At 49.2% G+C, this 26,133-nt stretch carries 20 protein-coding genes and 1 riboswitch; of the genes, 10 read left to right on the top strand and 10 right to left on the bottom strand.

The window, feature by feature from the left end; all coding sequences use genetic code 11:
- Positions 1-108 precede the first annotated feature (108 nt).
- The 9 genes from GCE9029_RS20640 to leuA all read right to left on the bottom strand — a co-directional run bounded on the left by GCE9029_RS20640 (position 109) and on the right by leuA (position 10,341).
- Positions 109-1,110 carry a GGDEF domain-containing protein gene (locus GCE9029_RS20640; RefSeq protein WP_062666510.1) on the bottom strand — a complete coding sequence of 334 codons (1,002 nt, stop codon included), beginning with the start codon at positions 1,108-1,110 and terminating at the stop codon, positions 109-111.
- A 93-nt stretch (positions 1,111-1,203) separates the two neighbouring features.
- A complete protein-coding gene (gene thiQ, locus GCE9029_RS20635; protein ID WP_062666508.1) occupies positions 1,204-1,893 on the bottom strand; it encodes a thiamine ABC transporter ATP-binding protein in 690 nt (229 codons plus the stop codon).
- Positions 1,886-3,478, bottom strand: coding sequence for a thiamine/thiamine pyrophosphate ABC transporter permease (thiP, locus tag GCE9029_RS20630; RefSeq protein ID WP_062666506.1), 1,593 nt, complete (start codon positions 3,476-3,478; stop codon positions 1,886-1,888). The genes thiQ and thiP overlap by 8 nt, the downstream gene beginning before the upstream one ends.
- A 24-nt stretch (positions 3,479-3,502) precedes the next feature.
- Entirely contained in the window at positions 3,503-4,474 is a 972-nt protein-coding gene (thiB, locus tag GCE9029_RS20625) for a thiamine ABC transporter substrate binding subunit (protein ID WP_438356878.1), read from the bottom strand.
- Positions 4,475-4,545: 71 nt separating this feature from the next.
- Positions 4,546-4,648, bottom strand: a riboswitch (TPP riboswitch).
- An 81-nt stretch (positions 4,649-4,729) separates the two neighbouring features.
- Complete coding sequence (locus GCE9029_RS20620) at positions 4,730-5,527, bottom strand: DUF547 domain-containing protein (RefSeq protein WP_197475412.1); 798 nt, start codon at positions 5,525-5,527, stop codon at positions 4,730-4,732.
- Between the two features lie 113 nt (positions 5,528-5,640).
- A complete protein-coding gene (gene leuD, locus GCE9029_RS20615; RefSeq protein ID WP_062666498.1) occupies positions 5,641-6,243 on the bottom strand; it encodes a 3-isopropylmalate dehydratase small subunit in 603 nt (200 codons plus the stop codon).
- Between the two features lie 10 nt (positions 6,244-6,253).
- Positions 6,254-7,654 carry a 3-isopropylmalate dehydratase large subunit gene (gene leuC, locus GCE9029_RS20610; protein ID WP_062666497.1) on the bottom strand — a complete coding sequence of 467 codons (1,401 nt, stop codon included), beginning with the start codon at positions 7,652-7,654 and terminating at the stop codon, positions 6,254-6,256.
- Between the two features lie 39 nt (positions 7,655-7,693).
- On the bottom strand, positions 7,694-8,782 hold the full coding sequence (gene leuB, locus GCE9029_RS20605; protein ID WP_046306228.1) for a 3-isopropylmalate dehydrogenase: 1,089 nt from the start codon (positions 8,780-8,782) through the stop codon (positions 7,694-7,696).
- A 2-nt stretch (positions 8,783-8,784) separates the two neighbouring features.
- The gene (leuA, locus tag GCE9029_RS20600; protein ID WP_062666495.1) at positions 8,785-10,341 is read right to left on the bottom strand and encodes a 2-isopropylmalate synthase; all 1,557 of its coding nucleotides are present in this window, start codon (positions 10,339-10,341) and stop codon (positions 8,785-8,787) included.
- Positions 10,342-10,794: 453 nt separating this feature from the next.
- On the opposite strand from leuA, the gene GCE9029_RS20595 reads away from it, so the two are divergent.
- From GCE9029_RS20595 to GCE9029_RS26585, 10 genes are all read left to right on the top strand, one after another.
- A complete protein-coding gene (locus GCE9029_RS20595; protein WP_062666493.1) occupies positions 10,795-11,439 on the top strand; it encodes a TetR/AcrR family transcriptional regulator in 645 nt (214 codons plus the stop codon).
- Positions 11,436-12,767: an efflux RND transporter periplasmic adaptor subunit gene (locus GCE9029_RS20590; protein ID WP_062666491.1), complete on the top strand. Its 1,332-nt coding sequence runs from the start codon at positions 11,436-11,438 to the stop codon at positions 12,765-12,767. The genes GCE9029_RS20595 and GCE9029_RS20590 overlap by 4 nt, the downstream gene beginning before the upstream one ends.
- Positions 12,764-15,883, top strand: a complete 3,120-nt coding sequence (locus GCE9029_RS20585) for an efflux RND transporter permease subunit (protein ID WP_062666489.1) — start codon at positions 12,764-12,766, stop codon at positions 15,881-15,883. The genes GCE9029_RS20590 and GCE9029_RS20585 overlap by 4 nt, the downstream gene beginning before the upstream one ends.
- Positions 15,884-15,971: 88 nt before the next feature.
- Positions 15,972-16,478: a phosphatase PAP2 family protein gene (locus GCE9029_RS20580; RefSeq protein WP_062666487.1), complete on the top strand. Its 507-nt coding sequence runs from the start codon at positions 15,972-15,974 to the stop codon at positions 16,476-16,478.
- Between the two features lie 21 nt (positions 16,479-16,499).
- Entirely contained in the window at positions 16,500-17,636 is a 1,137-nt protein-coding gene (locus GCE9029_RS20575; protein ID WP_062666484.1) for an MJ1255/VC2487 family glycosyltransferase, read from the top strand.
- 336 nt (positions 17,637-17,972) lie between these two features.
- A complete protein-coding gene (leuO, locus tag GCE9029_RS20570; protein WP_062666482.1) occupies positions 17,973-18,920 on the top strand; it encodes a transcriptional regulator LeuO in 948 nt (315 codons plus the stop codon).
- Positions 18,921-19,218: 298 nt separating this feature from the next.
- A complete protein-coding gene (locus GCE9029_RS20565) occupies positions 19,219-21,015 on the top strand; it encodes an AMP-dependent synthetase/ligase (protein ID WP_062666480.1) in 1,797 nt (598 codons plus the stop codon).
- A 521-nt stretch (positions 21,016-21,536) separates the two neighbouring features.
- Positions 21,537-23,255: an acetolactate synthase 3 large subunit gene (locus GCE9029_RS20560; RefSeq protein ID WP_062666478.1), complete on the top strand. Its 1,719-nt coding sequence runs from the start codon at positions 21,537-21,539 to the stop codon at positions 23,253-23,255.
- Positions 23,255-23,752, top strand: a complete 498-nt coding sequence (ilvN, locus tag GCE9029_RS20555; RefSeq protein ID WP_002537707.1) for an acetolactate synthase small subunit — start codon at positions 23,255-23,257, stop codon at positions 23,750-23,752. Before GCE9029_RS20560 ends, ilvN begins: the two co-directional genes overlap by 1 nt.
- A 158-nt stretch (positions 23,753-23,910) precedes the next feature.
- Positions 23,911-24,063, top strand: a complete 153-nt coding sequence (locus tag GCE9029_RS26585) for a hypothetical protein (RefSeq protein WP_197475410.1) — start codon at positions 23,911-23,913, stop codon at positions 24,061-24,063.
- A gap of 86 nt (positions 24,064-24,149) precedes the next feature.
- Here GCE9029_RS26585 and pykF read toward each other — a convergent pair whose 3' ends face one another.
- Positions 24,150-25,562 (bottom strand): pyruvate kinase PykF, encoded by a 1,413-nt coding sequence (gene pykF / locus GCE9029_RS20550; RefSeq protein WP_062666476.1) that lies wholly within the window; start codon positions 25,560-25,562, stop codon positions 24,150-24,152.
- Positions 25,563-26,133: the final 571 nt, after the last annotated feature.

Raw genomic sequence — 26,133 nt, 5'->3', positions numbered from 1 at the left:
GAAACGATTAATAGGATTTCTGTCAATCGTTAATGTGATGTGAAAACGCCATATACATCTCAAAAAGAAAAGCCGCCTTACTTGGCGGCTTACTGAACAATGCGATGGTTAAAACAATTCGACGTCATCCTCGGGAACCAGAGACTGGAGTTCCCCAGAAGCAATGAGGTCTTCATAAAAAGCGACCTGATTGCGACCTTTTTGTTTGGCTTTGTAAAGGGCCTGATCGGCAAAACCGAGCACGGTAATCGCGTTGAGTTCCTGATCGTTAATAGATGCGGCGCCCATGGAGATAGAAACGTCTTTCGCCTGGCCATAGTCGCGTTGATTAACGGTAACAAGGAAGTCGCGCACCGTTTTTTCCATTTCTTCGCGTGGTTGCGGGTGCATGATGACCACGAACTCATCACCACCGTATCGGAACAGGATGTCTTCATCATCAAATGACTGTTTCATCATTGCTGTAATGAGCAGAATGACTTCATCACCAAACACGTGTCCAAGAGCGTCATTGATTTGTTTGAAGTGGTCGATATCAAAAATACACACCCAGTGATGATGCGTTGGATCGTCGGTAATACTGGTGCCCTGTATCAAGAAACGGTCGAGCAAGAGATCGATCTTGGTGGTCAATACTTTGCGGTTATATAGCCCTGTCAGACCATCACGTTCGCTGGCGGAGATGATCTTCTGATAGTTCTCATAGATTCTCGCCAGTCCTTCAATGAGTTGAACTTCATCACCCTTAAGCTCGTCCGCTTTACAAAACACGACGGCATGAATTTCGTTGTTCTCACCGTAGCGAATAGGCACGGCCAGCAAAGACTGGTTATCGTCTTTGCTAAACTCAACCACATTTTCACCTGTGATAACACAGTTGCGGAGCACACGCTCGATAGCGTCTTTCTCTTCTTCAAACAGGAAGATGTCTGAACACGCGACAACCATAAACTCAGGACTTGCTTCTGCATTATAATCCAACACCAATACCTGATTAGCCGGTGTTAGCTGTAAGACAGTCGTAATAAGGCTTTCGGAAATGGTATCGGACTCTGTCTGGGCTGTAATATCGACCACCGAGTCCAGTACATCGATACTGGTAACAGTCACAATCGCATCTCTCTTATGGGTTAAGTGTCTTAAAAATAAGTATAGATGCGGTTAGGTGATGCGCAATATTTGACCATCGCACATCACTTAAGACTATGAAAGGTAGGGCTTTATGGCTTCATTTGGTGAGCTTAGCTCGCTGATTTTTGCGTGATAAACTACCTTTCCACCATCAATAAACAACACCTTATCAGCAATAGCGATGGCATCTTCCGGGTGGTGGGTCACCATTAATATGGTTGTGCCTAAATTTCTGGCAAGCTGCCGGACTTCTTTCAACATATCGCGTCTCAGAGAAGGATCCAGTGCCGAAAACGGTTCGTCGAGCAGTAACAGAGGACGGTTGCGAACAAGACATCGTGCCAGAGCGACACGCTGTTTCTGACCTCCCGATAACTCTCCAGGTTGGCGATTGAGATAACCCTGCAGGCCTACTTTGTCAGCCGCATCTTCAACAAGTATTTTGTCTTGCGCATTTAAGGAGAGTTTTGGGCTGATACCCAAAGCAATATTGTCGAACGCGCTCAGATGACTAAACAGGTTGTGTTCCTGAAACAATACCGAAAGTGGTCGCTCGTGGGACGGCTTTAGCGTGAACTCTTCTCCGTCAAAGCTTACTGAGCCATCATGAGGTGGCAGCAAGCCACACAGCAAGGAGAGCAGAGTGCTTTTACCCGCTCCACTTGGTCCTAAAATTGCCGTAATGCTTCCCGGGTCAGCGCTAAACGAAAAGCTTAGTGTCTCTGACTGATACTGATAACTGAGCTCATTGACGTTAAGCATGGCTTCTTCCTGCGATGAGTTTTTCGATGAGAGCGTAACTGCCAAGACTGAGTATGAACAGGATGAGCGATGCCACAGCTGCGGCATCCATTTGGTAGCTACCCATCAAGTGAAACAGGTACAAAGGCAGCGTTTGGAAATCCTGGCTGCCGACCAAAGCAATCGCACCAAGATCGCCCGTTGAAAGCACAAAACTGATGCCTATTGCACGGGCAATCGGTGCCTTAAGGGCACGCCATTCAATCAGCTTAAGGCGGTGAATACCTTTTACACCGAGGCTACTGCAAAGATTTTGATATTGTTGTGAAAGTTGGAAGGCCGGTGTGCTCAGCGTTTTCACCACATAAGGCAATGCCATCAGGGTATTGACTGCCAGCACCAGCCAATACGGTGAACTAAATACGTCGATGTGCTCGCGCAGCATCAGGAAAAGGCCGGTACTGAGTACCACGCTTGGTACCACTAAAATCAATGAGGCTGTCATCTCGATGCTGTCGGCTCGTTTGTTGGAACCGTTTAAACGCCAGAAACGGCTCGTAAGCACAATAGCACTCCCAAGCAAAAAGGCGCTAAGCGCTGCCCCCGCAGCGAGTGAAATAGAATTTACGGTTGCCTGCCAAAGCGCTGCATTTGTTAATACATCAAGTGCGCTGGGGTTGATGCCACTCATTACCACCATCAGAAGGGGGGGAACGACAAAAAAGACGGCGAGCGAGATCCACATTGTATCCCAGACTTTCTCAGCAGTGCTGTCGAGTCTTGGCGGAAGCATAATATGGCTGTCCTTTCCTTGCTGGGAAACAGGACGCGTCAGTCGCTGGATAGCAAGGTGGAAAAAGCCACAAAGCAGTAACTGCCACAGTGCCAGCAGGGCACCTGTCTGCAAATCAAAGTCAAAGCGGATAGCCTGATAGATAGCGAGTTCAATGGTCGTTGCACCCGGGCCACCTCCCAGCGCCATCACAGTAGCAAAGCTCGTAAAGCAGAGCATGAAGACCAAACCAATGACATGGGGTAGTTGCTGACGGAGGTAAGGCCATTCTAAAAGGCGAAAACGGTGCCATCCGCGCATACCAAGTTGTTGAGCAAGCCTTTGCTGATCAGTGGGCACCTGCTCCAACGCTTGAACCAACAGCTGGGTCGAAAAAGGTAGATTGAAGAAAACATGTGCCAGCAAAATGCCGGAAAGGCCGTATATATTGACGTCCCAGTGTGCGCCAAGCAACGGAAGCCAATCTGACAGCAGCCCTTTTTTTCCGTAAATCGCCAGAATACCGAACACGCCAACCAGCACGGGCAGTACCAGCGTCATGGAAAACAATTTCAGTAACAGGCGCTTGCCAGGAAACTGCCGACGCGAGAGCGCATGGGCGACAGGAATCGCTAAACCAACTGACAGCAGCGTTGAGAGTAAAGCCTGTTTGATGCTGAACTCAGTCACGTGCTGCAAGTAAGGATCGTGCCAGAGGGAGGCAACATCCAGAGATGGTGCCTGACTGAGCAAAGAAAATAAAGCGGCGCCAATCAGCGCCGCTATGACCGACGCCGACAGAACGCCGGGCCAGGTTCGGGAAGGGTTTAACACGAGTTACTTATCACTTACCAGAGGCTATTTCACTAAGGCTGATTGCCATTCACGAATCCAGATGCGGCGGTTATCTGCCACTTTCTCTGGAGAGAATTGCAGGCTCTTGCCAGGTACAGAAAGCGTTTCGAAGCCTTTTGGTAGCTCAACGCCGGTAACTGGATACATCCATTGGCCGGTTGGCACTGCATTTTGGAAGCCATCACTCAGGATGAATTGCATAAACTGATCAGCCAGTTCCTGTTTTTCCGAAGTTTTCACTTTCGCTGCCACTTCTACCTGCATGTAGTGGCCTTCTTCAAAGTTAGCACTGCTGAAGTTCGGATTTTCTTCCGCAATCAGGTGATAAGCCGGAGAAGTGGTGTACGACAGTACCATGTCTGATTCGCCATTGAGGAACATGCTATACGCCTCAGACCAGCCTTTAGTTACGGTAACGGTTTTCTCCGCCAATTGCTGCCAAGCACCCGCAACATCTTCGCCGTAAACAGACTTCATCCACAGCATTAGGCCTTGGCCTGGTGTTGAAGTGCGTGGGTCTTGATAAATAACGGAGATGTCATCACGCTTCTCAACCAGCTCTTTCAAACTCTTTGGTGGGTTTTCCAGCTTGGTTTTGTCGTAAACAAAGGCGAAGTATCCATAATCGTAGGGAACGAAGGTGTCATTGCTCCAACCGTCAGGCAAAGTAACTGATTTAGTGTCTACTTTGTGACTTGCCAACAGACCTGTTTTTTCTGCTTCAGTCATTAGGTTGGTGTCTAAGCCGAGGATCACATCCGCTTTGCTGTTTTTTCCTTCGAGGCGCAGACGGTTCAATATTGTGACGCCATCTTCCAGTGCGACCAGATTCAAGGTGCAGTGACATTCAGCCTCAAAGGCTTCTTTAACTGCAGGGCCTGGTCCCCAGTCAGCAGCAAAAGAGTCGTAAGTGTATACGGTCAAGGTATCAGTAGAGTGTGCCAGCGCGGGACCAGCCATGGTCATTGCCAACATCAGAGCAGAAATAGAATATTTCATCGGTGCCTCACGTCAATGTGCGGCGAGGGTGAGGTCATTGAGCGGGTCAGCTTTGGACATCTCATTCCTACGCCAGCATTATCTGGTTCAGGTACATGGGTTTAGCGTTCGCAATCTCAGCCGACGAAGTCAGCACCCCACGAGATGGTCAATATTGTAAACCAATCGTAGTGATATAAATAGCAACGGGCGCGTAATGCGCCCGTCTTTAGTTTTTCAACAAAATACGTTTTAAGGTTGGTTAAGTGACCAATCGTAATCGTATTTAATTTTACCCTTCCAGCCCTCAAGCTTTGAACCGTCGCGGTATCGGTCGATGGTTTTTAATATTTCTTGCTCGTCACTACCGAAATCTACGCCATACCAGTCATAAATCGAAGATAGTGTCAGAGTATTACCGTCAATGCTTGCGCCTTTATTACTGTTGGTGAACTGCTTGGCTGCTGCTTCCAATAGCGCTTCACTGTTATGTGCGGAAAACGCGGTCGTAGCGAGGTTAGGGCAACCAAGGCTGGCACAGTTAACGGCGTAGTGAATACGTGAGTCATTCCAGATGGGACGAAGGATACGGTGCTCAATGTCATTGAGCGTCAGTGATTGACCTGCGACTTTGGCAACATCATCATCCCAAGGACCAAAACTTAAAAAGCCACCCAGTTTAGTAATTGATTTTACAGGGTACTCATCGAGAATAAGTTGAACAGTCAGCGCATTGTACAGATTTACCCAATAAGCAAACTGTTCAGCCTTGCTGTAATTACGAGGATCCAGAGCAGTCAGGTTAGTCAGATATTGACTGAGTAATGCCTTATCAGTCGGACTGACTGAATTGTAATTAAAAAGGTTGTGCTGGCCTTTTTCGAGAAGGTACTTGTCTAGGATTTTCTGCCAATGGCTGTGATCAAACGAAGCAGAGTTAGACTCATTACTCTTATCCCAAATAGGCCAGAGGTCGCTTTTGGGGGCAGCAAAAGCCTGGCTGCTCAAAATTAAAAAGGCGGCGCAAATGGTTAAAATAGTTCGCATGATCTTTTCCCTAAAGAGTCGTTCTAAAGCCTAAGACCTTTTAATCCATGATTTTCTTTCTAATACGACAAAAAAAGCCGACTCGATGAGCCGGCTTGTTGATACTTTGTCTGCGATCACGCCAGAAATGCTGGGATCTTACTTTCGTACTCTGCGATCTTTTCTTCATGTTGCAGCGTCAGGCCGATGCTGTCTAAGCCATTCAGCAAGCAGTGACGGCGGAACTCGTCGATTTCGAACGAGTAAGATTTACCACCTGCTGAAACGGTTTGCGCTTCCAGATCCAACGCGATCTCTGCGCCTTCATTAGCTTCCACAAACTTAAACAGTTCGTCGACTTCTGCTTCAGTCAGCTTAACCGGTACCATCTGGTTATTGATGGAGTTGCCGTAGAAGATGTCCGCAAAGCTTGGCGCGATCATCACTTTGAAGCCGAAATCAGCAAGTGCCCAAGGTGCGTGCTCACGGGATGAACCACAACCAAAGTTCTCGCGTGCCAGCAGTACACTTGCGCCTTTGTAACGTGCTTGGTTCAGCACAAACTCTGGGTTGTCCTGCTGACCAGCATCATCCAGAAAACGCCAGTCGTGAAACAGGTGCTTACCAAAACCGGTGCGGGTCACTTTCTGCAAAAATTGCTTTGGAATGATGGCATCAGTGTCGACGTTTGCTGCATCCAGCGGCGCCACCAAGCCTGTGTGTTGTTTAATTCCTGACATGGTGGGCTCCTTATAAGCTGTTCACATCAACGAAGTGACCAGCAACGGCTGCAGCTGCAGCCATCGCTGGGCTCACTAAGTGAGTACGACCTTCACGGCCCTGACGGCCTTCGAAGTTACGGTTACTGGTGGATGCGCAGCGCTCTTTTGGCCCAAGGCGATCATTGTTCATCGCCAGACACATAGAGCATCCAGGTAGACGCCATTCAAAGCCTGCTTCGACGAAAATCTTGTCGAGACCCTCTTGCTCTGCTTGCGCTTTGACCTGTTCAGAACCAGGCACCACCAGCGCCTGAACGCCTGCAGCCACTTTACGGCCTTTGGCGACAGCCGCTGCGGCGCGCATGTCTTCAATACGTGAGTTGGTGCACGAGCCGATAAACACTTTATCGATGCTGATATCAGTGATTTTCTGGCCGGCTTCGATGCCCATATAGCGAAGCGCACGCTCAGCAGAGTGACGCTCGATAGGGTCGCTAAAGCTTTCCGGTGCCGGAACCACATCGTTCACACCCACAACCTGACCTGGGTTGGTGCCCCAAGTGACTTGGTTAGAGATGTTTGCCGCTTCCAACGTGACGATAGTGTCGAACTCAGCGTCCGCGTCAGTTTTCAGGCTGTTCCAGTATTCAACAGCTGCATCCCAGTCTGCGCCAGCTGGCGAGAACTTGCGGCCTTGCAGGTATTCAAAGGTGGTTTGATCCGGTGCAACCAGACCCGCTTTTGCGCCCAACTCGATCGCCATATTACAGACCGTCATGCGGCCTTCCATGGTCAGATCTTCAATCGCTTGACCACAGAACTCAACCACGTGACCAGTACCACCTGCGTGGCCGACTTTACCGATGATCGCGAGAACGATATCTTTCGCGGTCACGCCTTCAGCGACTTTGCCTTTGACCTCAATCTTCATGGTCTTGGCACGGCCTTGCTTCAGTGTTTGAGTCGCGAGTACGTGTTCAACTTCAGAGGTACCGATACCGAATGCCAGTGCACCAAACGCGCCGTGGGTTGCGGTATGGGAATCGCCACAAACGATGGTAGTGCCCGGCAGGGTAATACCCAGCTCAGGACCCATAACGTGAACAATACCCTGATAAGGGTGGTTCAAATCGTAAAGGGTGACGCCGAACTCTTCACAGTTCTTTGCCAGCGTTTCCATCTGAATTTTTGCCATCTCGCCTGAGGCGTTGATGTCTTTGGTCTCAGTAGAAACGTTGTGATCCATAGTCGCGAAGGTTTTAGAAACCTGACGCACTTTACGGCCGTGTTGACGCAGGCCATCAAATGCCTGAGGAGAGGTCACTTCGTGGACCAAGTGACGGTCGATATACAGCAACGGGGTTTCGCCCGGTGCTTCTACGACGATGTGCGCGTCGTAGATTTTTTCGTAAAGGGTTTTCGCTGACATTGCCCTGTCTTCCTTAATAATTATGTGCTTCCAGTGCGCTTAGGCTTCGCTTACATACGCTGCAATCTTATCACCCATTTCGGATGTGGTCAGCGGGGTCGCATCGCCAGCCAGATCAGCCGTTAGCTCGCCGGCTTCCAGCGCTTGGCTGACCGCAGCTTCGATGGCACGTGCGGCGTCTTCTTCGCCAAGGCTGTAGCGCAGCATCAGAGCGGCGGACAGGATTTGCGCCACTGGGTTTGCAATGTTTTTACCTGCGATATCCGGTGCAGAACCACCTGCGGGCTCGTACAGGCCAAACTTGCTGTCGTTGAGGCTAGCTGAAGGCAGCATGCCCATGGAGCCAGTGATCATTGCGCACTCATCAGAGATGATGTCACCGAAGATATTTGAACAAAGCATCACGTCAAACTGCGATGGGTCTTTAATCAGCTGCATGGTCGCGTTGTCGATGTAGATGTGTGACAGTTCAACATCTGGATAGTCTTTCGCGATTTCTTCGACCACTTCACGCCACAGGATAGAGCTTTGCAATACATTCGCTTTATCTACTGACATTACCTTCTTGCGGCGAAGACGTGCAGACTCAAACGCGATGCGAGCAATACGCTCGATTTCATAGCGGTAGTAAACTTCAGTGTCGAACGCTTTCTCTTCTGCACCTGAACCTTCACGGCCTTTAGGCTGACCAAAGTAGATACCACCGGTCAGCTCACGCACCACTACGATGTCAAAACCGCGCTCAGAGATATCCGCGCGAAGTGGTGAGAAAGCTTCCAAACCTGCGTGAATCTGCGCCGGACGCAGGTTACAGAACAGTTGGAAATGCTTACGCAGTGGCAACAGCGCGCCACGCTCTGGCTGTTCATTCGGTGGCAAGTGTTCCCACTTAGGGCCACCTACTGAACCAAACAGAACCGCATCAGCCGCTTCACAGCCTTTGAGAGTTGCGTCTGGCAGCGGGGTGCCATGGTTGTCGATGGCGATACCACCGACATCGTATTCAGTTTTCTCAAAGCTAATGCCAAATTTAGCGCTTACGGCATCAAGAACTTTGTGGGCTTGTTGCATCACTTCCGGGCCAATACCGTCTCCCGGTAGAACGGCAATCTTATAGGTGCCTGCCATGGTTACACTGTCTCCATTTTTAATGTTGCTTGTTCTTTTATTTGCGCGATGCGGTCAGCGCGGTAAATGCTGTTAATCACGTGCAGCAATGCCTGACCTGAGGCTTCAATAATATCTGTTGAGACGCCCGTACCGTGGTACTTGCGACCTTTGTAGTTAGCGATGATGTCTGCTTGACCCAAACCGTCTTCCCCTTCGCCTTTAGCGGTCAGGTCAAACTTGTCCAGCACAATGTCATAGCCGGTAATGCGGTAAATGACCTGATACAAGGCATCAACTGGGCCGTTACCAATCGCAGCGTCGCTGACTTCGTCGTCGCCGCACTGCAGGCTGACGGTTGTAGTCGCCATTACACTGCCACTTTGTACGCTCAAATACTTCAGCTTGTAGAAGTCATCTTCTTCCTGCAGGTTGTTGAAGAACATCAGGGCTTCCAGATCGTAATCGAAAACCTGACCCTTGCGGTCTGCCAGTTTCAAGAAAGATTCGTACAAGTTGTCCAGGTTGTAGTCGTCGTCGCTGTAGCCCATGGTATCCATGTGACTTTTCACCGCAGCGCGACCTGAGCGGCTGGTCAGGTTCAATGCTTTTTGGCCCAAACCAATCGACTCTGGCGTCATGATCTCGTAAGTGTTCTTGTTCTTCAGCATGCCATCTTGGTGAATACCAGAGCTATGGCTGAATGCATTCGTACCGACAATCGCTTTGTTGGACTGAATAGGCATATTACACAGTTGGCTAACCATCTTACTGGTGCGGCTGATTTCTTTGTGATTGATACCTGTTTCGACGCCTAACAACTCGCCGCGGGTTTTGATAATCATCGCAATCTCTTCCAGCGCACAGTTACCGGCACGTTCACCGATACCGTTGATGGTGCCTTCAATCTGGCGCGCACCTGCTTGAACTGCGGCAATCGAGTTGGCGACCGACATGCCCAAGTCATCGTGACAGTGAACCGAAATCACTGCTTTGTCGATGTTTGGCACGCGGTTGAATAGGGTTTCGATGATGCCACCGAACTCACCCGGTACGGTGTAACCCACAGTATCAGGAATATTGACCGTAGTTGCACCTGCTTTGATGGCTTCTTCCACCATGCGGCACAGGTTATCAATCGGCGTACGGCCTGCATCTTCACAGGAGAATTCCACGTCATCTGTGTAACGACGGGCGCGTTTGACGGCATTCACACCCATTTCAACAACCTGATCGTAGCTACGGCGCAGTTTGTCCTGAACGTGGATAGTAGAAGTAGAAAGGAAAGTGTGGATACGAAACGCTTCAGCAACTTTGAGGGATTCTGCGGCGACGTCGATGTCTTTATCGACAGCACGGGACAATGCACAAATGCGGCTATTCTTGACCGATTTAGCGATCGTCTGGACGGATTCAAAATCACCTGGGCTTGAAACAGGGAAACCAGCTTCAATCACATCCACACCCAGACGCTCCAGCGCCAGTGCAATCTGCAACTTCTCTTTTACAGTCAAACTGGCGGACAGCGCTTGTTCGCCGTCGCGTAATGTGGTGTCAAATATGATGACTTGGTCTTTCATGGTCGTTCCCTCATGTGCCTTTATTAGGTTGTACTCCGCACCTTTGGCAGGTCATACAAAAAACCCGCGCCTTGGCGCGGGTTTCGTGTGTCAGGTGAAAACTGTTTTCAATCCATGACCTACCCGCGCGAATAATTCACGAGAAGTAGAAGGTCTAGGAGGAAAATGCGTTTCATCATTTGTAACAGTTCTCTAAAGATGTCTGCACAAATGAATACCAAACAGCTTACTAAAGCGTCAATATCAAATTAGAAAATAACAAGAAAGCGTCACTCATAATGTTAACTGTGGTTTAAAAAACTGCTTTATTGGCTTAAATCTAGATTTTTCATCTGCGGTTATTTTTTGAGCGGTAATTCATCACAATCCTATGATTTGGGGAATTAAATGGAGCGAAAAGAGACCAAAGTGGGAGTAGTATTAATTCAACAGTGATGAATTACGGATGATGAGATGAACAAAAAGCCTGGTCGCCCTACCGGAGGCTCTGATGCCAGAGCGGCGCTTATCAAAGAAGCGCAGCGATGTTTTCTTGCTTCTCCCTATCACAAAGTGTCTACCCGCAAGATTGCTGAGAGCGCAGGGGTGGATGTCGCCCTAATACGCTATTACTTCGGCAACAAAGCAGGGTTGTTTGAAGCGACCGTGCATGAGAGCGCCGCTCCTATGATTGCCCGTATCCAGAAGGCGATTAACGATGGAAAAATAGAAACACTGAACGATGCGGTTGCAACGTTTTACAAAGTGATGGCGCCAGGTCCTAATCTTCCAGCGCTGATTATCCGTAGCATGATGCTGGACGAAAACGATGAGCAAAGAAAGACAGTCGAAAAGCTCTTCAACCACTTACTCTTGCCTATGCAGCAAATGTTGTTCAGACGGTTACAGGAGAAAGGGGCATTGCAGGAAAACATCGATCCTGAGTTCGCCCGTCTTAGCTTTTTCAGCCTGATGGTCTTTCCATTCATTATTCCGCAAAGCCTTGCCACACTGCAGGGGATCACAATGGATGAGGACTACCTTCAACGGCTCGCCCAGCACAATGCTGCCTTATTACAACACGGAATTTTCAAGGTTCAGGGAGATCATACGCCATGACACTTCGCCGCAAATTGCTTTTCTTTCCCGCTCTGGCCGTTGGTATTGCTGTGCTTTTTATCGCGATAAAAAGCAGGCCAGATGTACCAGTGAAACCTGCGCAATCTAAAGCGCGGGCAGTGGATGTGATTACCTTGCAGCAATCTGACATCGCTCCTGTTGTCACTGGCTTTGGCCGGGTGACCCCGAAACTGACCTGGCAGGCGATCGCTGAAGTGGACGGCAAAGTCATTTACCGCAATCCAGCACTGGAAAAAGGGCGGGTGTTGCCTGCTGGAACCGAACTATTGCGTATTGATCCCACTGATTATCAATTGGCCGTCGCGCAAGCTCAGGCAGACGTGAGTGTCAGGGAGGTACGTTTGGCCAAACTGGAATTGGACGAATCCAACCTTAAAACCACCTTGGCGATCGAGAAGCGTAGACTGGCATTGAGCCGAGACGAATTGGCGCGTCAAAAGAACCTGCGCCAGAAAGGTTTGATATCTCAATCAGATTTGGACAATGAACAGCAAGCCTTCCTTTCCCAGCAAACCCGGGTTCAGGACCTGGAGGCTCAGTTAAAAGTTCTGCCAGATGAAAAACGCATCACTGAATCAGAACTTGAGGCGAGTAATCTAGCGCTGGAACAAGCCCAGAGAAACCTTGATAAAACCCAAATCGTTTTGCCTGTCGACAGCCGCATTGCGGAAGTGAACATCGAACGCGATCAGGTTGTTACGCCGCAGCAAGTGATGGTGATTGCCCATGGCCTTGGTGCGGTAGAGGTGGATGCGCAGGTCTCCATCCATGATATGCAGACCGTATTCGACACGTTAAATGGCGACCATAGCGAAGGCTTTTCGAGGAAATTGCATCAACTTGAAGCGAGCGTGAACCTTTCAAGTGGTAGCTTTAAAGAAGAGTGGCTGGCCAAGGTGGCGCGTTTAAGCGATACCGTCAGCCTCAATCAGGCGACGGTTGGCGTCATCCTCGAAATTGCGCTTGATGAAGAACAAAAACAGGGGATTGCCGCACAGCCAAGTTTGGTCAATGGCATGTTTGTTAAAGCGACCATTGAAGGCAAACCTGTCGCTCATTGGGTTATCCCGGAGCGCGCTCTTCGCGGTGACAAGATTTACCTGTTGGAAGACGGTACATTGAAAGTGGTGCCGGTAACCATTTTGTTCAGGCGCGGAGAGAGCGTTGCGATCGCCGGGGATCTGAAAGCGGGTCAGCAACTGGTGCTGAACGATCTTCTACCCGCGGTGCCAGGAATGGAACTTCGCGCGGTGACCTTAAACGGTGACGTGGTCGAAAACAATGCGGTGAACGGGGAGGCATCATGATTCGTTTTTTCGCCCGTCACCCGACAGCCGCTAACTTGCTGATGCTAACGTTGATCCTTCTTGGATTAACGTCACTGCCACAACTTAAGCGCGAAACCTTTCCTGAATTCGCGCCGCCTTTTATTCTCGCCACGGTAGTGTATCCCGGCGCTAGCCCAGAGCAGGTAGAGCAAAATATCTGTCTGTTGATGGAAGATGCGGTAGATGGTCTTTCCAACATCGTTGAAACCCGCTGTGAAGCAGTGGAAGGTTCAGCTGGTTTGGTCGTAAAACTGGATGCCAATGCTGATATCTCCCGCATGCTGGTGGATATCCAAACCCAAATCAACGCCATCAACAATTTCCCTAGTGATATTGAGCCGCCCGTAGTACGTGAGCTGGATTGGAACGAACCCGTGGTAGATGTGGCGATTGCAGCCGATACCGATTGGGTAGGGCTTAAAGCCTATGCAGAAGATCTGAAGCAGACGCTCAAGCGTGACTATGATGTGCCTTTGGTGAGTGTTGCAGGTTTCTCGGACAAACAAATCCGCATTGAAGTGCGAGAAAGTGCATTACGACAACTTGGGCTCAGCATTTCAGATATTGCCTCTCAAGTCAGTGCGCAGAACATCAACCTACCTAGCGGTAATGTCGAGCTTGATAACAAGAGCCTGTTGATCCGATTCGATGAAAGACGTATTGCTGCGGATACCCTGGGGCAGATTGTCGTTGCTGCTGACAGTGATGGCGGCGTGATTCGCCTGCAGGATATCGCTACCCTGACCGAGCGCTTTGAGCTTGATGAACAGCAGGTGTGGTTTGATGGCAAACCTTCGGCGCTGCTTAAAATCAGCAAAAACAAAGCTGATGATGCTCTTCGTATCAAAGAAAAAGTGGCGCAGTTTGTTGATGACGAACAAGCCCGCGCACCCAATGGCGTGACACTTAACCTCACCAACGATTTCTCGTCGCTCCTTTGGGACCGCCTGACCATGATGACCCGCAATGCCTGGCAAGGGGTGATCCTGGTATTTGGTGTGATGTGGATGTTCTTCTCGTTGCGCTATTCATTCTGGGTGGCGGCTGGCTTACCCGTTGCCTTTCTTGGCAGCTTCTTTTTGATGGCACAACTTGGGCTCTCCATTAACATCATGTCGCTGGTCGCACTGCTAATGGCTATCGGTATCATGATGGATGATGCCATTGTGATATCAGAGTCCATCGCCTCGCATATCGATCGGGGGCAGAAACTTGAGGATGCCGTGGTCAATGGGGTCAAGAAGGTACTTCCCGGCGTGGTGTCTTCATATCTTACTACCGTGTGTATATTCGGGAGTCTTATCTTCTTACAAGGAGAGATGGGGGCGGTGCTCCGGGTCGTTCCTATGGTGCTTATCCTGGTTCTGACACTCAGCCTTGTGGAAGCCTTCCTCATTTTGCCGCATCACTTGCAACATTCATTGGCAAAAGCCAAAGCGCCAAAACCGGATTTGGCCTTCAAACGTGTCTTCCTCGAAAAATTCGAGGCTTTTCGTGCAGGCAAACTGGCAGAGTTAGTAGAAAGTGCGGTGAAGTGGCGCTACCCCTTTGTTGGCGGTGTTATTGCCATGCTGCTGATCTCTTTTGCTCTTTTAGCCTCCGGTCAGCTACGTTTTGTCGGCTTTCCTGAACTCGATGGAGATATTGCGGAAGCCCGCGTCATATTGCCGCCCGGCTCATCACTGGCGCAAACTGAGGCTGTCGTTGCGAAACTGGTTGCCTCAGCCAATCGAGTGGGTGAGAGATTAAGTGAACAAAACGAAAGTGGTCAGCCTTTGGTGGAGCACATCACCGAGCAATTCAACTTTAACGCCGATGCCGATGAGAGTGGTCAGCATATCGCGACAGTGAGGCTTGATTTGTTGAGTGCGGAGATCCGCAATACCTTGATTGATGACTTCATCTCAGATTGGGAAAAAGAAACTGGTGTGCTGACCGATCCTATTTCTATGGTTTTCAAGCAGCCCGCGTTTGGACCCGGTGGACGCGACTTTGATATTCGCTTGCAACATGACGATTTGAACGAGTTGAAACAAGCCTCGGTCGCCATCCAGCAGTTTATCAGCCAATTTCAGGGCGTATCAGGGGTGCTCGATGATATGCGCCCCGGTAAAGAAGAAGTGAAAGTGACGCTGCGTCCCGGTGCGGAAGCTTTTGGCATCAACGGCCAGTTGATTGCCCGTCAGCTGCGCGCCGCGTACTTTGGTCAAACGGCAGATGAAATTCAGGTTGGCCCTGAAAGCATTGAGATAGATGTACGCCTCGACAGTGATGATGCCGCCAGCCTGCAAAGCTTAGCCAACTTCCCAATTGTGTTGCCTGATGGAAGTCAGGTGCCGCTTTCTACCGCCGCAGAGCTCAATTATCAACGTAACTTCGTGCGTATCCAGCGCATTGATGGCATGCGAACACTGAGTGTTTATGGCGATGTGGTGCAAAGCCAGGTCAGTATTGGTGATGTTTTGGCGCAATTAAAACGCGATGTGATCCCAGGGCTGGAAACGAAGTATCCGGGGCTACGCGTGTTGTTTGAAGGCCAGAGTCAGGACTCAGCGGAAACTGGCCGCTCCATGGGGATTGGCTTTGCTCTGGGATTGTTCGGTATCTTCGTGATCCTGAGTTATCAATTCCGCAGCTATCTTGAACCCTTTGTGGTCTTGATTGCCATCCCGCTTGCCTTAATTGGCGTGCTGTGGGGACATTGGCTGCTGGGGCATCCGCTCAGTATGCCAAGCCTGATGGGGTTCGTTTCGCTGGCTGGCGTGGTGGTGAACGACTCCATCTTGCTGGTGCAATATATCCGTCACCACTTGGATGAAGGGGAAGATATTTATGATGCTGTGGTGCGCGCCAGTCAGGAACGTTTCCGTGCCGTCTTTCTGACGTCGCTGACCACGGCTGCTGGCTTACTGCCACTCCTGTTGGAAACGAGTTTGCAGGCCCAGGTGGTGAAACCTCTGGTGATTTCAATCGTGTTCGGGATATTCACTTCAACGTTGTTGGTGCTGTTTATGATTCCGGCAGCGTACGCGATTTTGGCTGACTTCGGTAAAGTGAAGCGCCATGAAAATCTTCATGGTGATATGCCGGCGTAAAATTCATCAAGTCGTCTACAAAGCGTCATGGGACTGTCATTCCTGACTCCTAGTCTGAAACGGTAACGTGAAGAATTGGAGCTGATGAATGCGGAGCCTCGTCGCCATCCAGAGGGTGGATAATGCCGTATCCACCCTTTGTCTTAATCACCGTTTCAGTGCGGACATCGCACGGATTTTCCGTTGGGTCTCTAAAAGTGGAGACGGTCATCTTTACGCAGCAATAGGCGTGTTGCTTGCTCTTTTCGGCGGCATGCAAGGCCTACATTTTCTTATCGTCGGCCTGTTGGCGTTTGCCATTGAAGTGCCTCTTTTTATGTGGCTGAAAAGACGCTTTCGTCGCGCAAGGCCACAGCATCTTCCAGCATTTATCACGCCGTCTGATCTCTACAGTATGCCTTCAGGACACACGGCGGCGGCATTTGTGATGGCGGCATTGCTAAGTCACTTCTACCCCGAATTCAGTCATGTTTATTGGGGATGGGCGGCCGCGATTGGCGCTTCCCGTGTACTGCTTGGTGTTCACTTCATTACCGATGTCTTCGTCGGTGCCCTGCTTGGACTGGCCTGTGCTTCACTGGCTTTAATGGTCTGATTAATCACAACGAGAACCTGCATGAAAATACTTTATGGCGTGCAAGGCACGGGGAATGGCCATATTTCCCGTGCACGTGCGATGGCTGAAGCCTTTTCCAAGCTACCGCATGTTGAGGTGAAATTTCTGTTTTCCGGCCGACCTGCGTCGGAATACTTTGATATGGGGATATTCGGGGACTATGAGGTTCGCCGTGGCCTGACGTTTATCAGTGAGGCAGGTAAAGTCAGCATGCTGAAAACGGCGTTGAACAACAGTCTGGTGTCATTTGCCCGAGAAGTGCGTGATTTGAATGTGTCCGAATACGATCTGGTGGTGTCTGATTTTGAGCCAATATCCGCGCATGCCGCCAGGCGACAGCGGGTACCGACAGTGTCGGTCAGCCATCAATCTGCGTTTGCCTTCGACGTCCCAAAGCAGGGGCAATCCCTGCTGGATAAGCTCATCATGCATTACTTTGCGCCAACTGAGACCAAAATTGGCCTGCATTGGTATCACTTTAATCAGCCTATCCTTCCGCCGATCATTGATCTGAAAACAACAGAAATCTCCAAGGATGGCACTATTTTGACGTACCTTCCGTTTGAAAAACTGGAAGAGGTTATCGGCGTACTACAACATTTTACTCACCGCTTCATCTGTTTTCATCCTTCCTGTCAGGAAGCAAGAACCGAAGAGAATGTGGATGTACGTCCGTTGAGCAAAGTTACTTTCCATGAAGCGTTAGCTCGTTGCGATGGTGTGATTGCCAATGGCGGATTTGAGTTACCTTCTGAAGCATTGTCTTTGGGAAAGAAGCTATTGTTGAAACCCCTCAGTGGTCAGTTTGAACAGCAAAGCAATGTCTCGACGCTGGACACGCTGGGGCTTGCAAACTCAATGGAGTCGTTGGATGTTGGGACGATTCGCGAGTGGCTGGAACAGGCAGAGAGCAGTCGAGTGAAATACCCAAATGTTGCTTCGGAGCTGGCGACTTGGCTCGGGGAAGGGGATCTAAGCACCTTGTCTTTACTTCGTGAATCGCTCTGGTCACAAGTGTCATTTCCAGAGCATGTCACCGATCTTCTCTCAGATTTCTGGCCGCAAAAAACACGCAAGCGTGCGATGTTTAGCATGAGGCTGCCATCTCAGGCGAATAAAAGTTTGCGCCAGCATTGATGAAATGAATGTGTAACTAACAAGGTTGTTAGTTTTGATTTTTAGATCTAAGAGGCTGATTATCAGCCTCTTTTTTATTTTGTTTTTAGGTTTTTACCATTTCTGTTGCACATGATTTTATAACAATTTACTGGGGCGCATTTATCCGATCATGTTACTAAGTTGGTGCCTTGGTTAGCGTGTGTTCAGTTTCACTCATTATGCTGGGGCGTGAGCAGGCTAAGTTGCCTTACTGATAGCTGTCGACCCTTTTCAATTTACATACTCATTTTCAGGGTCGTTCGGTAATTCCGGTGACGGACGCTTTACATTTACTCCTTCCTTTAGGGTTTTGCTATGACGCAGAAAGAGTCGGTTAACAATATTGAAAACCGTACGGATACGACGTTAAGAAGTGTTGATCTCAATCTCATCACCGTTTTTGATGCAGTGATGCAGGAACAGAACATTACGCGCGCCGCACAGAGTCTAGGCATGTCACAACCAGCGGTGAGTAATGCAGTGTCACGTCTTAAAGTGATGTTTAACGACGAGCTGTTTGTTCGAAATGGCCGTGGTATTAAACCTACCCAACGCGCCCGTCAGCTATTTGGCCCGATTCGTCAGGCGATCCAGCTGATTAAAAATGAACTGCCGACTTCCGTATTCATTCCGGAAACCAGTAACCGTACATTCCGTTTGGCGATTTGTAGCCCATCAGACATGCGCTTTGTTCCGCAAATCCTGAACACAATTTCGTCAGTCGCACCGAGCGTGAAAGTTCAGGTAGAAACGGAATTTGATCGTGATATCGCGCGTAAGCTGCGTTACCAGGAAGTGGATTTTGTGATTGATTACCTGCACTTCAATGAATCAGGTTTCAGCAGCACAGAAATGTTCAACGATGAGCTGGTTGTGGTAGCGAGCAAGAACCATCCCCGTTTGGCAGAGAGCATCACAGCGAAAGAGCTGGCAGCTGAAGCGCATGCCGTGTTGAAGCGCAATGGTGAAATGCAGGGCTATGCAGAAGCGCTTTACCGCGATGGTCGTTACCGTGAAGCGTATCAGGGCGTGAGTCTGAGCAATATTCTTTACGTGGTCAGCCAATCACAGCTGGTGGCTGTAGCACCTCGCTGGATGATTGAAGCAGGCCATAACCGCGACAACCTGAAGATGTTGCCGCTGCCACTGGATACTAACCGTATCAGTGGTTACCTGAGCTGGCATGCGTCTGCAGAAAAAGACAAAGGCCACCTGTGGATGCGTGACCAATTACTGTCAATTTGTGGTAACTCACTGGTATAAGTGATGCCAAAACAGATGAGAAAACCGGCTTCGGCCGGTTTTTTTGTGCCTAAGACCTTTTTGATTACAGCCTGTTACAACTTTCCCATAAGTTGAGAGAACACGTGTACTCTGAAATGAGCAGGGTTCGTCAAAATCATTGCCTAGATTTTAGCCAATGTGGGTGCGCTTTTTCTTGTAATTGATGAAGGAGTCATTACACTGCTGCCTAAGTTTTAGCTTACAAGTGTTAGCTAATTTTTGTCGCTGTCCCACATGCATTCTAAAGGGACGCAACCACGTGCTGAGAGAGAATTAAATGGCGCTGGAACTTCATATCGTTAACCGAATCCGCGAGCAGGTAAAAGCTCAAGGCGACAAGATCGCGCTGCGTTTCCAACAAGGAAACGGTTGGGGCGAAATGAGCTGGCGTCAGTTCGGTGAGCGCATTGATGCGGCTTCCAAAGCGATGCTGGTATCTGGCCTCGCGGTACAGGACAAAATTGGTATCTTCGCCAACAACTGTGCGGAGTGGAGTATTGCGGATATCGCTGCGCTTCAGGTGCGCTGCGTGCCAGTGCCAATTTATCCAACCAATACCGCTGATCAGGCTGCTTACATTTTGCGTGATGCAGGTGTGCGTATTCTGTTTGTGGGCGATCAGTCGCAGGCGGATGCCGCGATGTCGATTGCATCTAGCTGTCCAGCGCTGGAAAAGATTGTCAGCTTTAGTGATAACGTTGATTTTGCCGGCCATGAAATGGGCCTGAGCTGGGAAGCGTTCCTTGAGAGTGCTAACGACAACGTTGAGCAAGAGCTCATTGCGCGTGTCGATCAAGCATCAATGGAAGATTTGATGACGCTGATTTACACCTCAGGCACTACTGGTAAGCCAAAAGGTGTGATGCTGGATTACGGCAACATTGCGGCCCAAATTGAAAGTCACGATGCGGTATTGGGTATCACTGAAAACGAAGTCTCTCTGGCGTTCTTGCCGTTGTCGCACGTGTTTGAGCGTTGCTGGAGCTTCTACGTGCTGCACCATGGCGCGACAAACTGTTATCTGTCTAACACCAATGCAATTCGCGATGCGCTGCAGGAAGTGAAGCCAACCGTGATGTGTGCGGTACCGCGCTTCTACGAAAAAATCTACAGCGCTGTTCACGAGAAAGTGGCGACAGCGAGTCCGGTGAAAAAAGGCATGTTCCGCGCTGCCGTTTACATCGGTAACCTGATGGCCGAAATCACCCGTAAAGGGAAGAAACCGGCCCCATGGCTGAAAAGCGCACACCGCATGGCAGACAAGCTGGTATTGAGCAAACTGCGTCAGCTTCTGGGTGGCAATATCACTATGATGCCGTGTGGAGGGGCAAAGCTGGAGCCGGCTATTGGTCGCTTCTTCCACGCGATTGGTGTCAATGTGAAGCTGGGTTATGGCATGACCGAAACCACAGCAACGGTTTCATGCTGGGACAGTGCGAGCTTTGACCCCGATTCCATCGGTATGCCAATGCCAAATGCCGAAGTGAAGATTGGGGCCAACAACGAAATTCTGGTGCGTGGTCCTATGGTCATGCGCGGCTACTACAACAAAGCCAAAGAAACAGCAGAAACCTTCACGGCTGATGGTTTTCTTAAAACCGGCGATGCAGGCCACATTGATGCTCAAGGCAACCTGTTTATCACTGACCGTATCAAAGAGCTGATGAAAACCTCTGGTGGTAAGTATATTGCGCCGCAGGTGATTGAAGGCAAATTGGGTAAAGACCACTTTATCGAGCAAATTGCTGTGGTGGCGGATGCGCGCCATTTTGTGTCTGCTTTGATTGTGCCTTGTTTTGAAACCTTGGAAACCTGGGCGAAAGAATTGAACATCAAATACCACGATCGCATGGAGCTGATTAAACATAGCGAAGTGGTGGAGATGTTCGAGAAACGCGTCGAAGAGCTGCAAAAGGAGCTGGCCAAGTTTGAGCAGGTGAAGAAGTTCACCCTGCTGCCTTCAGAGTTCTCCATGGCACAAGGTGAACTCACGCCAACTTTGAAGCTGCGTCGTAAGGTGATCCTAGAGCGCTACAAGAAACAAATCGAAGCCATGTATAAGAAACACAGCTGATTGGAATATTGTGAAAAACCCAGCCTCTGAGCTGGGTTTTTTATGGCTTTTTTTCCTGTATTCCCATATTGGAAGTGACGTTAAAGTGTCCTTAATGTGCTACTTCAATCGAATCCTGTCAGTAACAGCCAAAAACATACTTTTTTCATGCCCCATTTTTCCTGGTGAGCGAACAGTAAATGTCGCCAAAAAGGAACTTTTCAGCAGTGAATGCTAAAACCGATGGCTATATCAGAGTCTTTACTGATGAATGTTTGTCCAATCAGAGTATTAATGGGAATCTGAGTTAACCAATAGACATATTTGCTAACAAAGCGTTAAAGTTGTGGGGCTCAAGCGGTGATGAGCGGCTGTTTACAGCGCGCATCCAAATAGCCCTTGAGTGGAAGCTTTTTTGATTCTTGTTACGACCGGAATCAAAAGCATAGCTGGCATGGATTGGCGGCAAACAGGTAGTCACGCCGACATCCATCACTAGGCTACAAATAAGTCCTAAAACTATGCATACATGGAGGCATATAGTGGAAATGTTGTCAGGAGCCGACATGGTCGTTCGTTCGATGATCGACCAAGGCGTAAAACATATATTTGGGTATCCGGGCGGATCAGTTTTGGATATCTATGATGCACTGCATGAGAAAAGCGATATCGAGCACGTTCTCGTTCGCCACGAACAAGCAGCAGTTCACATGGCCGATGGCTATGCCCGTGCAACCGGCGAAGTCGGCGTTGTACTGGTTACCTCAGGTCCAGGCGCAACCAATGCCATTACCGGCATTGCAACCGCGTACTATGATTCTGTCCCAATGGTGGTTTTGTCCGGTCAGGTAATGAGCAACCTGATTGGTAACGATGCCTTCCAGGAATGTGACATGGTGGGTGTTTCACGTCCTATCGTAAAACACAGCTTTTTGGTGAAAAACACCGAAGACATTCCAAAAATCATCAAGAAAGCCTTCTATTTGGCATCAACCGGCCGCCCAGGTCCTGTGGTTGTCGATCTGCCAAAAGATATGCTGAACCCAGCAAACAAATTCCCGTACGAGTACCCGGAAAGCATGTCCATGCGTTCTTACAACCCAACAACAACGGGTCATAAAGGACAAATTAAGCGTGGCTTGAAAGCACTGCTTGAAGCGAAAAAACCGGTACTGTACATCGGTGGTGGTTCCATCATTTCTGAGTGTGGCGAGCAAATTAAAACGCTGGCAGATACACTGAATATTCCTGTTATCAGTACACTGATGGGCCTTGGAGCTTATCCGGGTACGGGTGACAAATCGCTGGGCATGCTTGGTATGCACGGCACGTACGAAGCCAATATGGCAATGCACAATGCTGACCTGATCTTCGGTATTGGTGTCCGTTTTGATGACCGTACGACGAATAACCTCGAAAAATACTGTCCAAATGCCAAGGTCATGCACATCGACATCGACCCATCGAGCATTTCAAAAACCGTTTCGGCTGACATCCCAATCGTAGGTTCGGCAGACGTGGTATTGAATACCATGCTGAAGATCCTGACCGAGCAGGGCGGCACGAACGATGAAGCGGCGCTGGACGCATGGTGGAACAACATCAACGTATGGCGTGAACGCAAGTGTTTGGCTTACGAAACGAATAACGAACGCATCAAGCCGCAGCAAGCGATTGAAGCGGTCTACAAGCTCACCAATGGTGATGCATACGTGGCATCGGATGTTGGCCAGCACCAAATGTTTGCTGCGCTTTACTACCCGTTTGATAAGCCACGTCGCTGGATCAACTCCGGTGGTCTCGGCACCATGGGCTTCGGCCTGCCTGCTGCGATGGGTGTGAAATTCGCAATCCCTGATGCAGAAGTGCTTTGTGTCACCGGTGACGGCAGTATCCAGATGAATATCCAGGAGCTGTCGACGGCGCTGCAGTACGATATCCCCGTTAAAATTATCAACCTCAACAACCGCTTCCTCGGCATGGTGAAGCAGTGGCAGGACATGATTTATCAAGGTCGTCACTCTCACTCTTACATGGATTCGGTGCCTGATTTCGCTGCAATTGCAGAAGCTTACGGTCACGTAGGCATCCGCATCAGCGATCCGGCTCAGCTGGAAAGCGAGCTGGCACGTGGTTTGGCGATGAAAGACAAACTGGTCTTCTTCGACATCAGCGTGGACGAAACAGAGCACGTTTATCCAATGCAGGTGCGTGGTGGTGCGATGAATGAAATGTGGTTGAGCAAGACGGAGAGAACATAATGCGCAGTATTGTATCGATTTTGATGGAAAACGAACCGGGCGCATTGTCTCGTGTAGTTGGCCTGTTTTCGCAGCGTGGCTACAACATTGAATCCCTGACGGTTTCCCCGACAGATGATCCAACACTGTCCCGCTTGAACATCACAACCACCGTGGTGAAAGCGTCTGAGCGCGAGCAGATTGAAAAACAACTGCACAAGCTGATTGACGTACTGAAAGTGAGTAATGTGACCGAGTCAGAGCACATTGAGCGCGAACTGGCGATGGTAAAAGTGAAAGCGAGCGGTTTTGCCCGCGCAGAAGTCAAACGTACAGCTGACATCTTCCGTGGTCAGATTGTGGACGTGACTAACTCGCTTTACACCGTTCAAATTGCAGGCTCAAGCGACAAGATTGAAGCCTTCATCGCAGCGATGAAAGATGTCACCGACATCATCGAAGTTGCACGAAGCGGTGTCGTAGGTATTGCCCGTGGTGAGCGCGCACTGCGTCAATAAAACTGACAGTTTGTCTCAGAAAAAGCCGATGGTGAAAGCCGTCGGTTTTTTTTATGTCTGATGGGTTGGCGGAAGATGCTCTCAACTTGTGACTTTCTGCCCAAAATGTATACTTCCGGGGTACAAGAAAAACAAAATAAACCCAAGAGAAAGTCGTTGTGTTCCAAACCATCAATAAGTATTTGGTGAGAGTGACAACCTTGTCTCTGGCTGTCCTGACCATAAAGGTCGGCTGGATTTATCTGGTGCCGATGGCGGTACTGATGAACACTCACCGCAATGAACTGGTCCCATCCAGATTTAAGAAATAAAACCAAAGAAACAGAATGTTAGCCTGACGTGCTAAAAACAAAAAAGGAGCCGATAGGCTCCTTTTTTTATGCTCGGTACGGTTCGATTACAGAACGTGTACAGATGCAGTATTAGTAGTACCAGAAGCAACCAGTGCGCCTGAAACCATAACAACGATGTCGCCTTTCGCAGCCAGACCTGACTCCAGAGCGATTTCTTTACCGCGACGGTAGAATTCGTCAGTGTTTTCGAACTGGTTAACAACTACAGAAGTCACACCCTTGCTCAGGCAAAGTTGCGCAGCCGTTTTCTCGTTGATGGTGACAGCAATGATGTTTGCCGTTGGGAAGTACTTACGGATAGAACGCGCAGACTTACCTGCTTCAGTAGCAACAACGATCAGAGGAGCACCCAGCTTTTCAGCGGTGTCTACTGCGCCTTTACATACTGCTTCAGTGATACGCAGGCGAGAGCTGTCCAAACGTGAGCCCAGTTCAGCTTTCAGTACAGCATCAGTACGCTTAGCAATTTGCGCCATGATGGTCACTGCTTCAACAGGGTATTTACCTTTCGCAGTTTCACCTGACAGCATCACTGCGTCAGTGCCGTCCATGATCGCGTTCGCTACGTCACCCGCTTCTGCGCGAGTTGGACGTGGGTTCTTGATCATTGAATCCAGCATTTGAGTTGCAGTGATAACCACTTTACGCGCGCGGTTACATTTTTCGATCATCATCTTCTGAGCGAAGATAACTTCTTCAGCTGGGATTTCTACACCCAGGTCACCACGTGCAACCATGATGCCGTCAGACAGATCCAGAATTTCGTCGAAGTTATCAACGCCTTCCTGGTTTTCGATTTTAGAGATGATTTGGATGTTCTCGCCGCCGTTTGCAGCCAGAAGCTCACGAATTTCTTTAACGTCAGACGCTTTACGGATGAAAGAAGCAGCGATGAAGTCAACGCCTTGCTCACAACCGAATACCAGGTCACCTTTGTCTTTTTCAGACAGTGCAGGCAGGTTTACAGAAACGCCTGGCAGGTTAACGCCTTTGTTTTCGCCCAGGTCACCGTTGTTCAGAACTTTACAGATAACGTCAGTTTCTGTGGTTTCCAGAACTTCCATCTCGATCAGACCATCGTCAACCAAGATAGTGTTACCTACAGCCAGGTCTGTTGCAAAACCAGGGTAGGTCACTGCAACGCGTTCTGCGTTACCTACTACTGAAGCGTCAGTAGTGAAAGTGAAAGTTTGACCTGCAACCAGAGAAACATCGTTGCCGCCTTCCAGCTTGATGGTGCGGATCTCAGGACCTTTGGTATCCAGCAGGATAGCCAGTTGCTTGCCACTGTTTTCCATTACCTGACGCAGGTTAGAGATGCGAGTACCGTGCTCTGCAAAGTCGCCGTGCGAGAAGTTCAGGCGCATTACGTTCATGCCTGCATCTGCCAGCTTAGTCAGCATCTCTACTGATTCGGTTTTTGGTCCAATCGTACAAACGATTTTGGTCTTTTTCATGTAGGGTTCTCTCCGGTCGAACTTTTACTACCCAAGGGATAAATGTCGCTGTAGTCACGTTATTCAGGTTCTTGAGTTTTGTAAGAAAACAACAAGCTACTGTGTGTTGAGCAGCAAGAGTGCCATGTGCTCTTACAGCGTTAATATTGATTCATGCCACATAATTGTGTTGTCCAAACGCGGATTCGCTTGGACAACACAACTCATCCATGAAAGCGGACACAAGTATACATGCTTTATATGGCGGAAATTTGATCGCAGGCAAGTGAAAAAGGGTTATTCCAACCTTCCTTGCACCATCCACTCAAATGAAACAGCAATGTGCCTTTTTTCAGGGCCGTAAATTTACCACATAAACTTATCTAGATCACTAATCAGTAACGAATAGATAAACAGCAGTGAACATCGGTGAACATTGGGTTGAATGCGTCAAAAGATAGCCCACTAGACGGGGATCATGCCTGAATATTTTTGAAAAAAAATGACATTATTTCGTCGCCTCATGAGTATCTGGAGAAATTTTTTCACTATTTCATAGATCTATGTCTCGCTCTGGCTATCTAACTGTCAA

The sequence above is a fragment of the Grimontia celer genome (assembly GCF_900055185.1).
GTDB classification, from domain to species: Bacteria; Pseudomonadota; Gammaproteobacteria; order Enterobacterales; family Vibrionaceae; genus Enterovibrio; species Enterovibrio celer.
Note: the sequence above shows the minus strand (reverse complement) of the source record. Positions and strands in the feature narration are given on the sequence as shown.

Excerpts from the sequence above, each read along its gene's own strand:
- thiQ (WP_062666508.1), bottom strand. The coding sequence starts at position 1,893 with ATGCTTAACGTCAATGAGCTCAGTTATCAGTATCAGTCAGAGACACTA.
- thiB (WP_438356878.1), bottom strand. The coding sequence starts at position 4,474 with ATGTTGGCAATGACCATGGCTGGTCCCGCGCTGGCACACTCTACTGAT.
- leuD (WP_062666498.1), bottom strand. The coding sequence starts at position 6,243 with ATGTCAGGAATTAAACAACACACAGGCTTGGTGGCGCCGCTGGATGCA.
- leuC (WP_062666497.1), bottom strand. The coding sequence starts at position 7,654 with ATGTCAGCGAAAACCCTTTACGAAAAAATCTACGACGCGCACATCGTC.
- leuB (WP_046306228.1), bottom strand. The coding sequence starts at position 8,782 with ATGGCAGGCACCTATAAGATTGCCGTTCTACCGGGAGACGGTATTGGC.
- leuA (WP_062666495.1), bottom strand. The coding sequence starts at position 10,341 with ATGAAAGACCAAGTCATCATATTTGACACCACATTACGCGACGGCGAA.
- GCE9029_RS20595 (WP_062666493.1), top strand. The coding sequence starts at position 10,795 with ATGAACAAAAAGCCTGGTCGCCCTACCGGAGGCTCTGATGCCAGAGCG.
- GCE9029_RS20590 (WP_062666491.1), top strand. The coding sequence starts at position 11,436 with ATGACACTTCGCCGCAAATTGCTTTTCTTTCCCGCTCTGGCCGTTGGT.
- GCE9029_RS20585 (WP_062666489.1), top strand. The coding sequence starts at position 12,764 with ATGATTCGTTTTTTCGCCCGTCACCCGACAGCCGCTAACTTGCTGATG.
- GCE9029_RS20580 (WP_062666487.1), top strand. The coding sequence starts at position 15,972 with ATGCGGAGCCTCGTCGCCATCCAGAGGGTGGATAATGCCGTATCCACC.
- GCE9029_RS20575 (WP_062666484.1), top strand. The coding sequence starts at position 16,500 with ATGAAAATACTTTATGGCGTGCAAGGCACGGGGAATGGCCATATTTCC.
- leuO (WP_062666482.1), top strand. The coding sequence starts at position 17,973 with ATGACGCAGAAAGAGTCGGTTAACAATATTGAAAACCGTACGGATACG.
- GCE9029_RS20565 (WP_062666480.1), top strand. The coding sequence starts at position 19,219 with ATGGCGCTGGAACTTCATATCGTTAACCGAATCCGCGAGCAGGTAAAA.
- ilvN (WP_002537707.1), top strand. The coding sequence starts at position 23,255 with ATGCGCAGTATTGTATCGATTTTGATGGAAAACGAACCGGGCGCATTG.
- pykF (WP_062666476.1), bottom strand. The coding sequence starts at position 25,562 with ATGAAAAAGACCAAAATCGTTTGTACGATTGGACCAAAAACCGAATCA.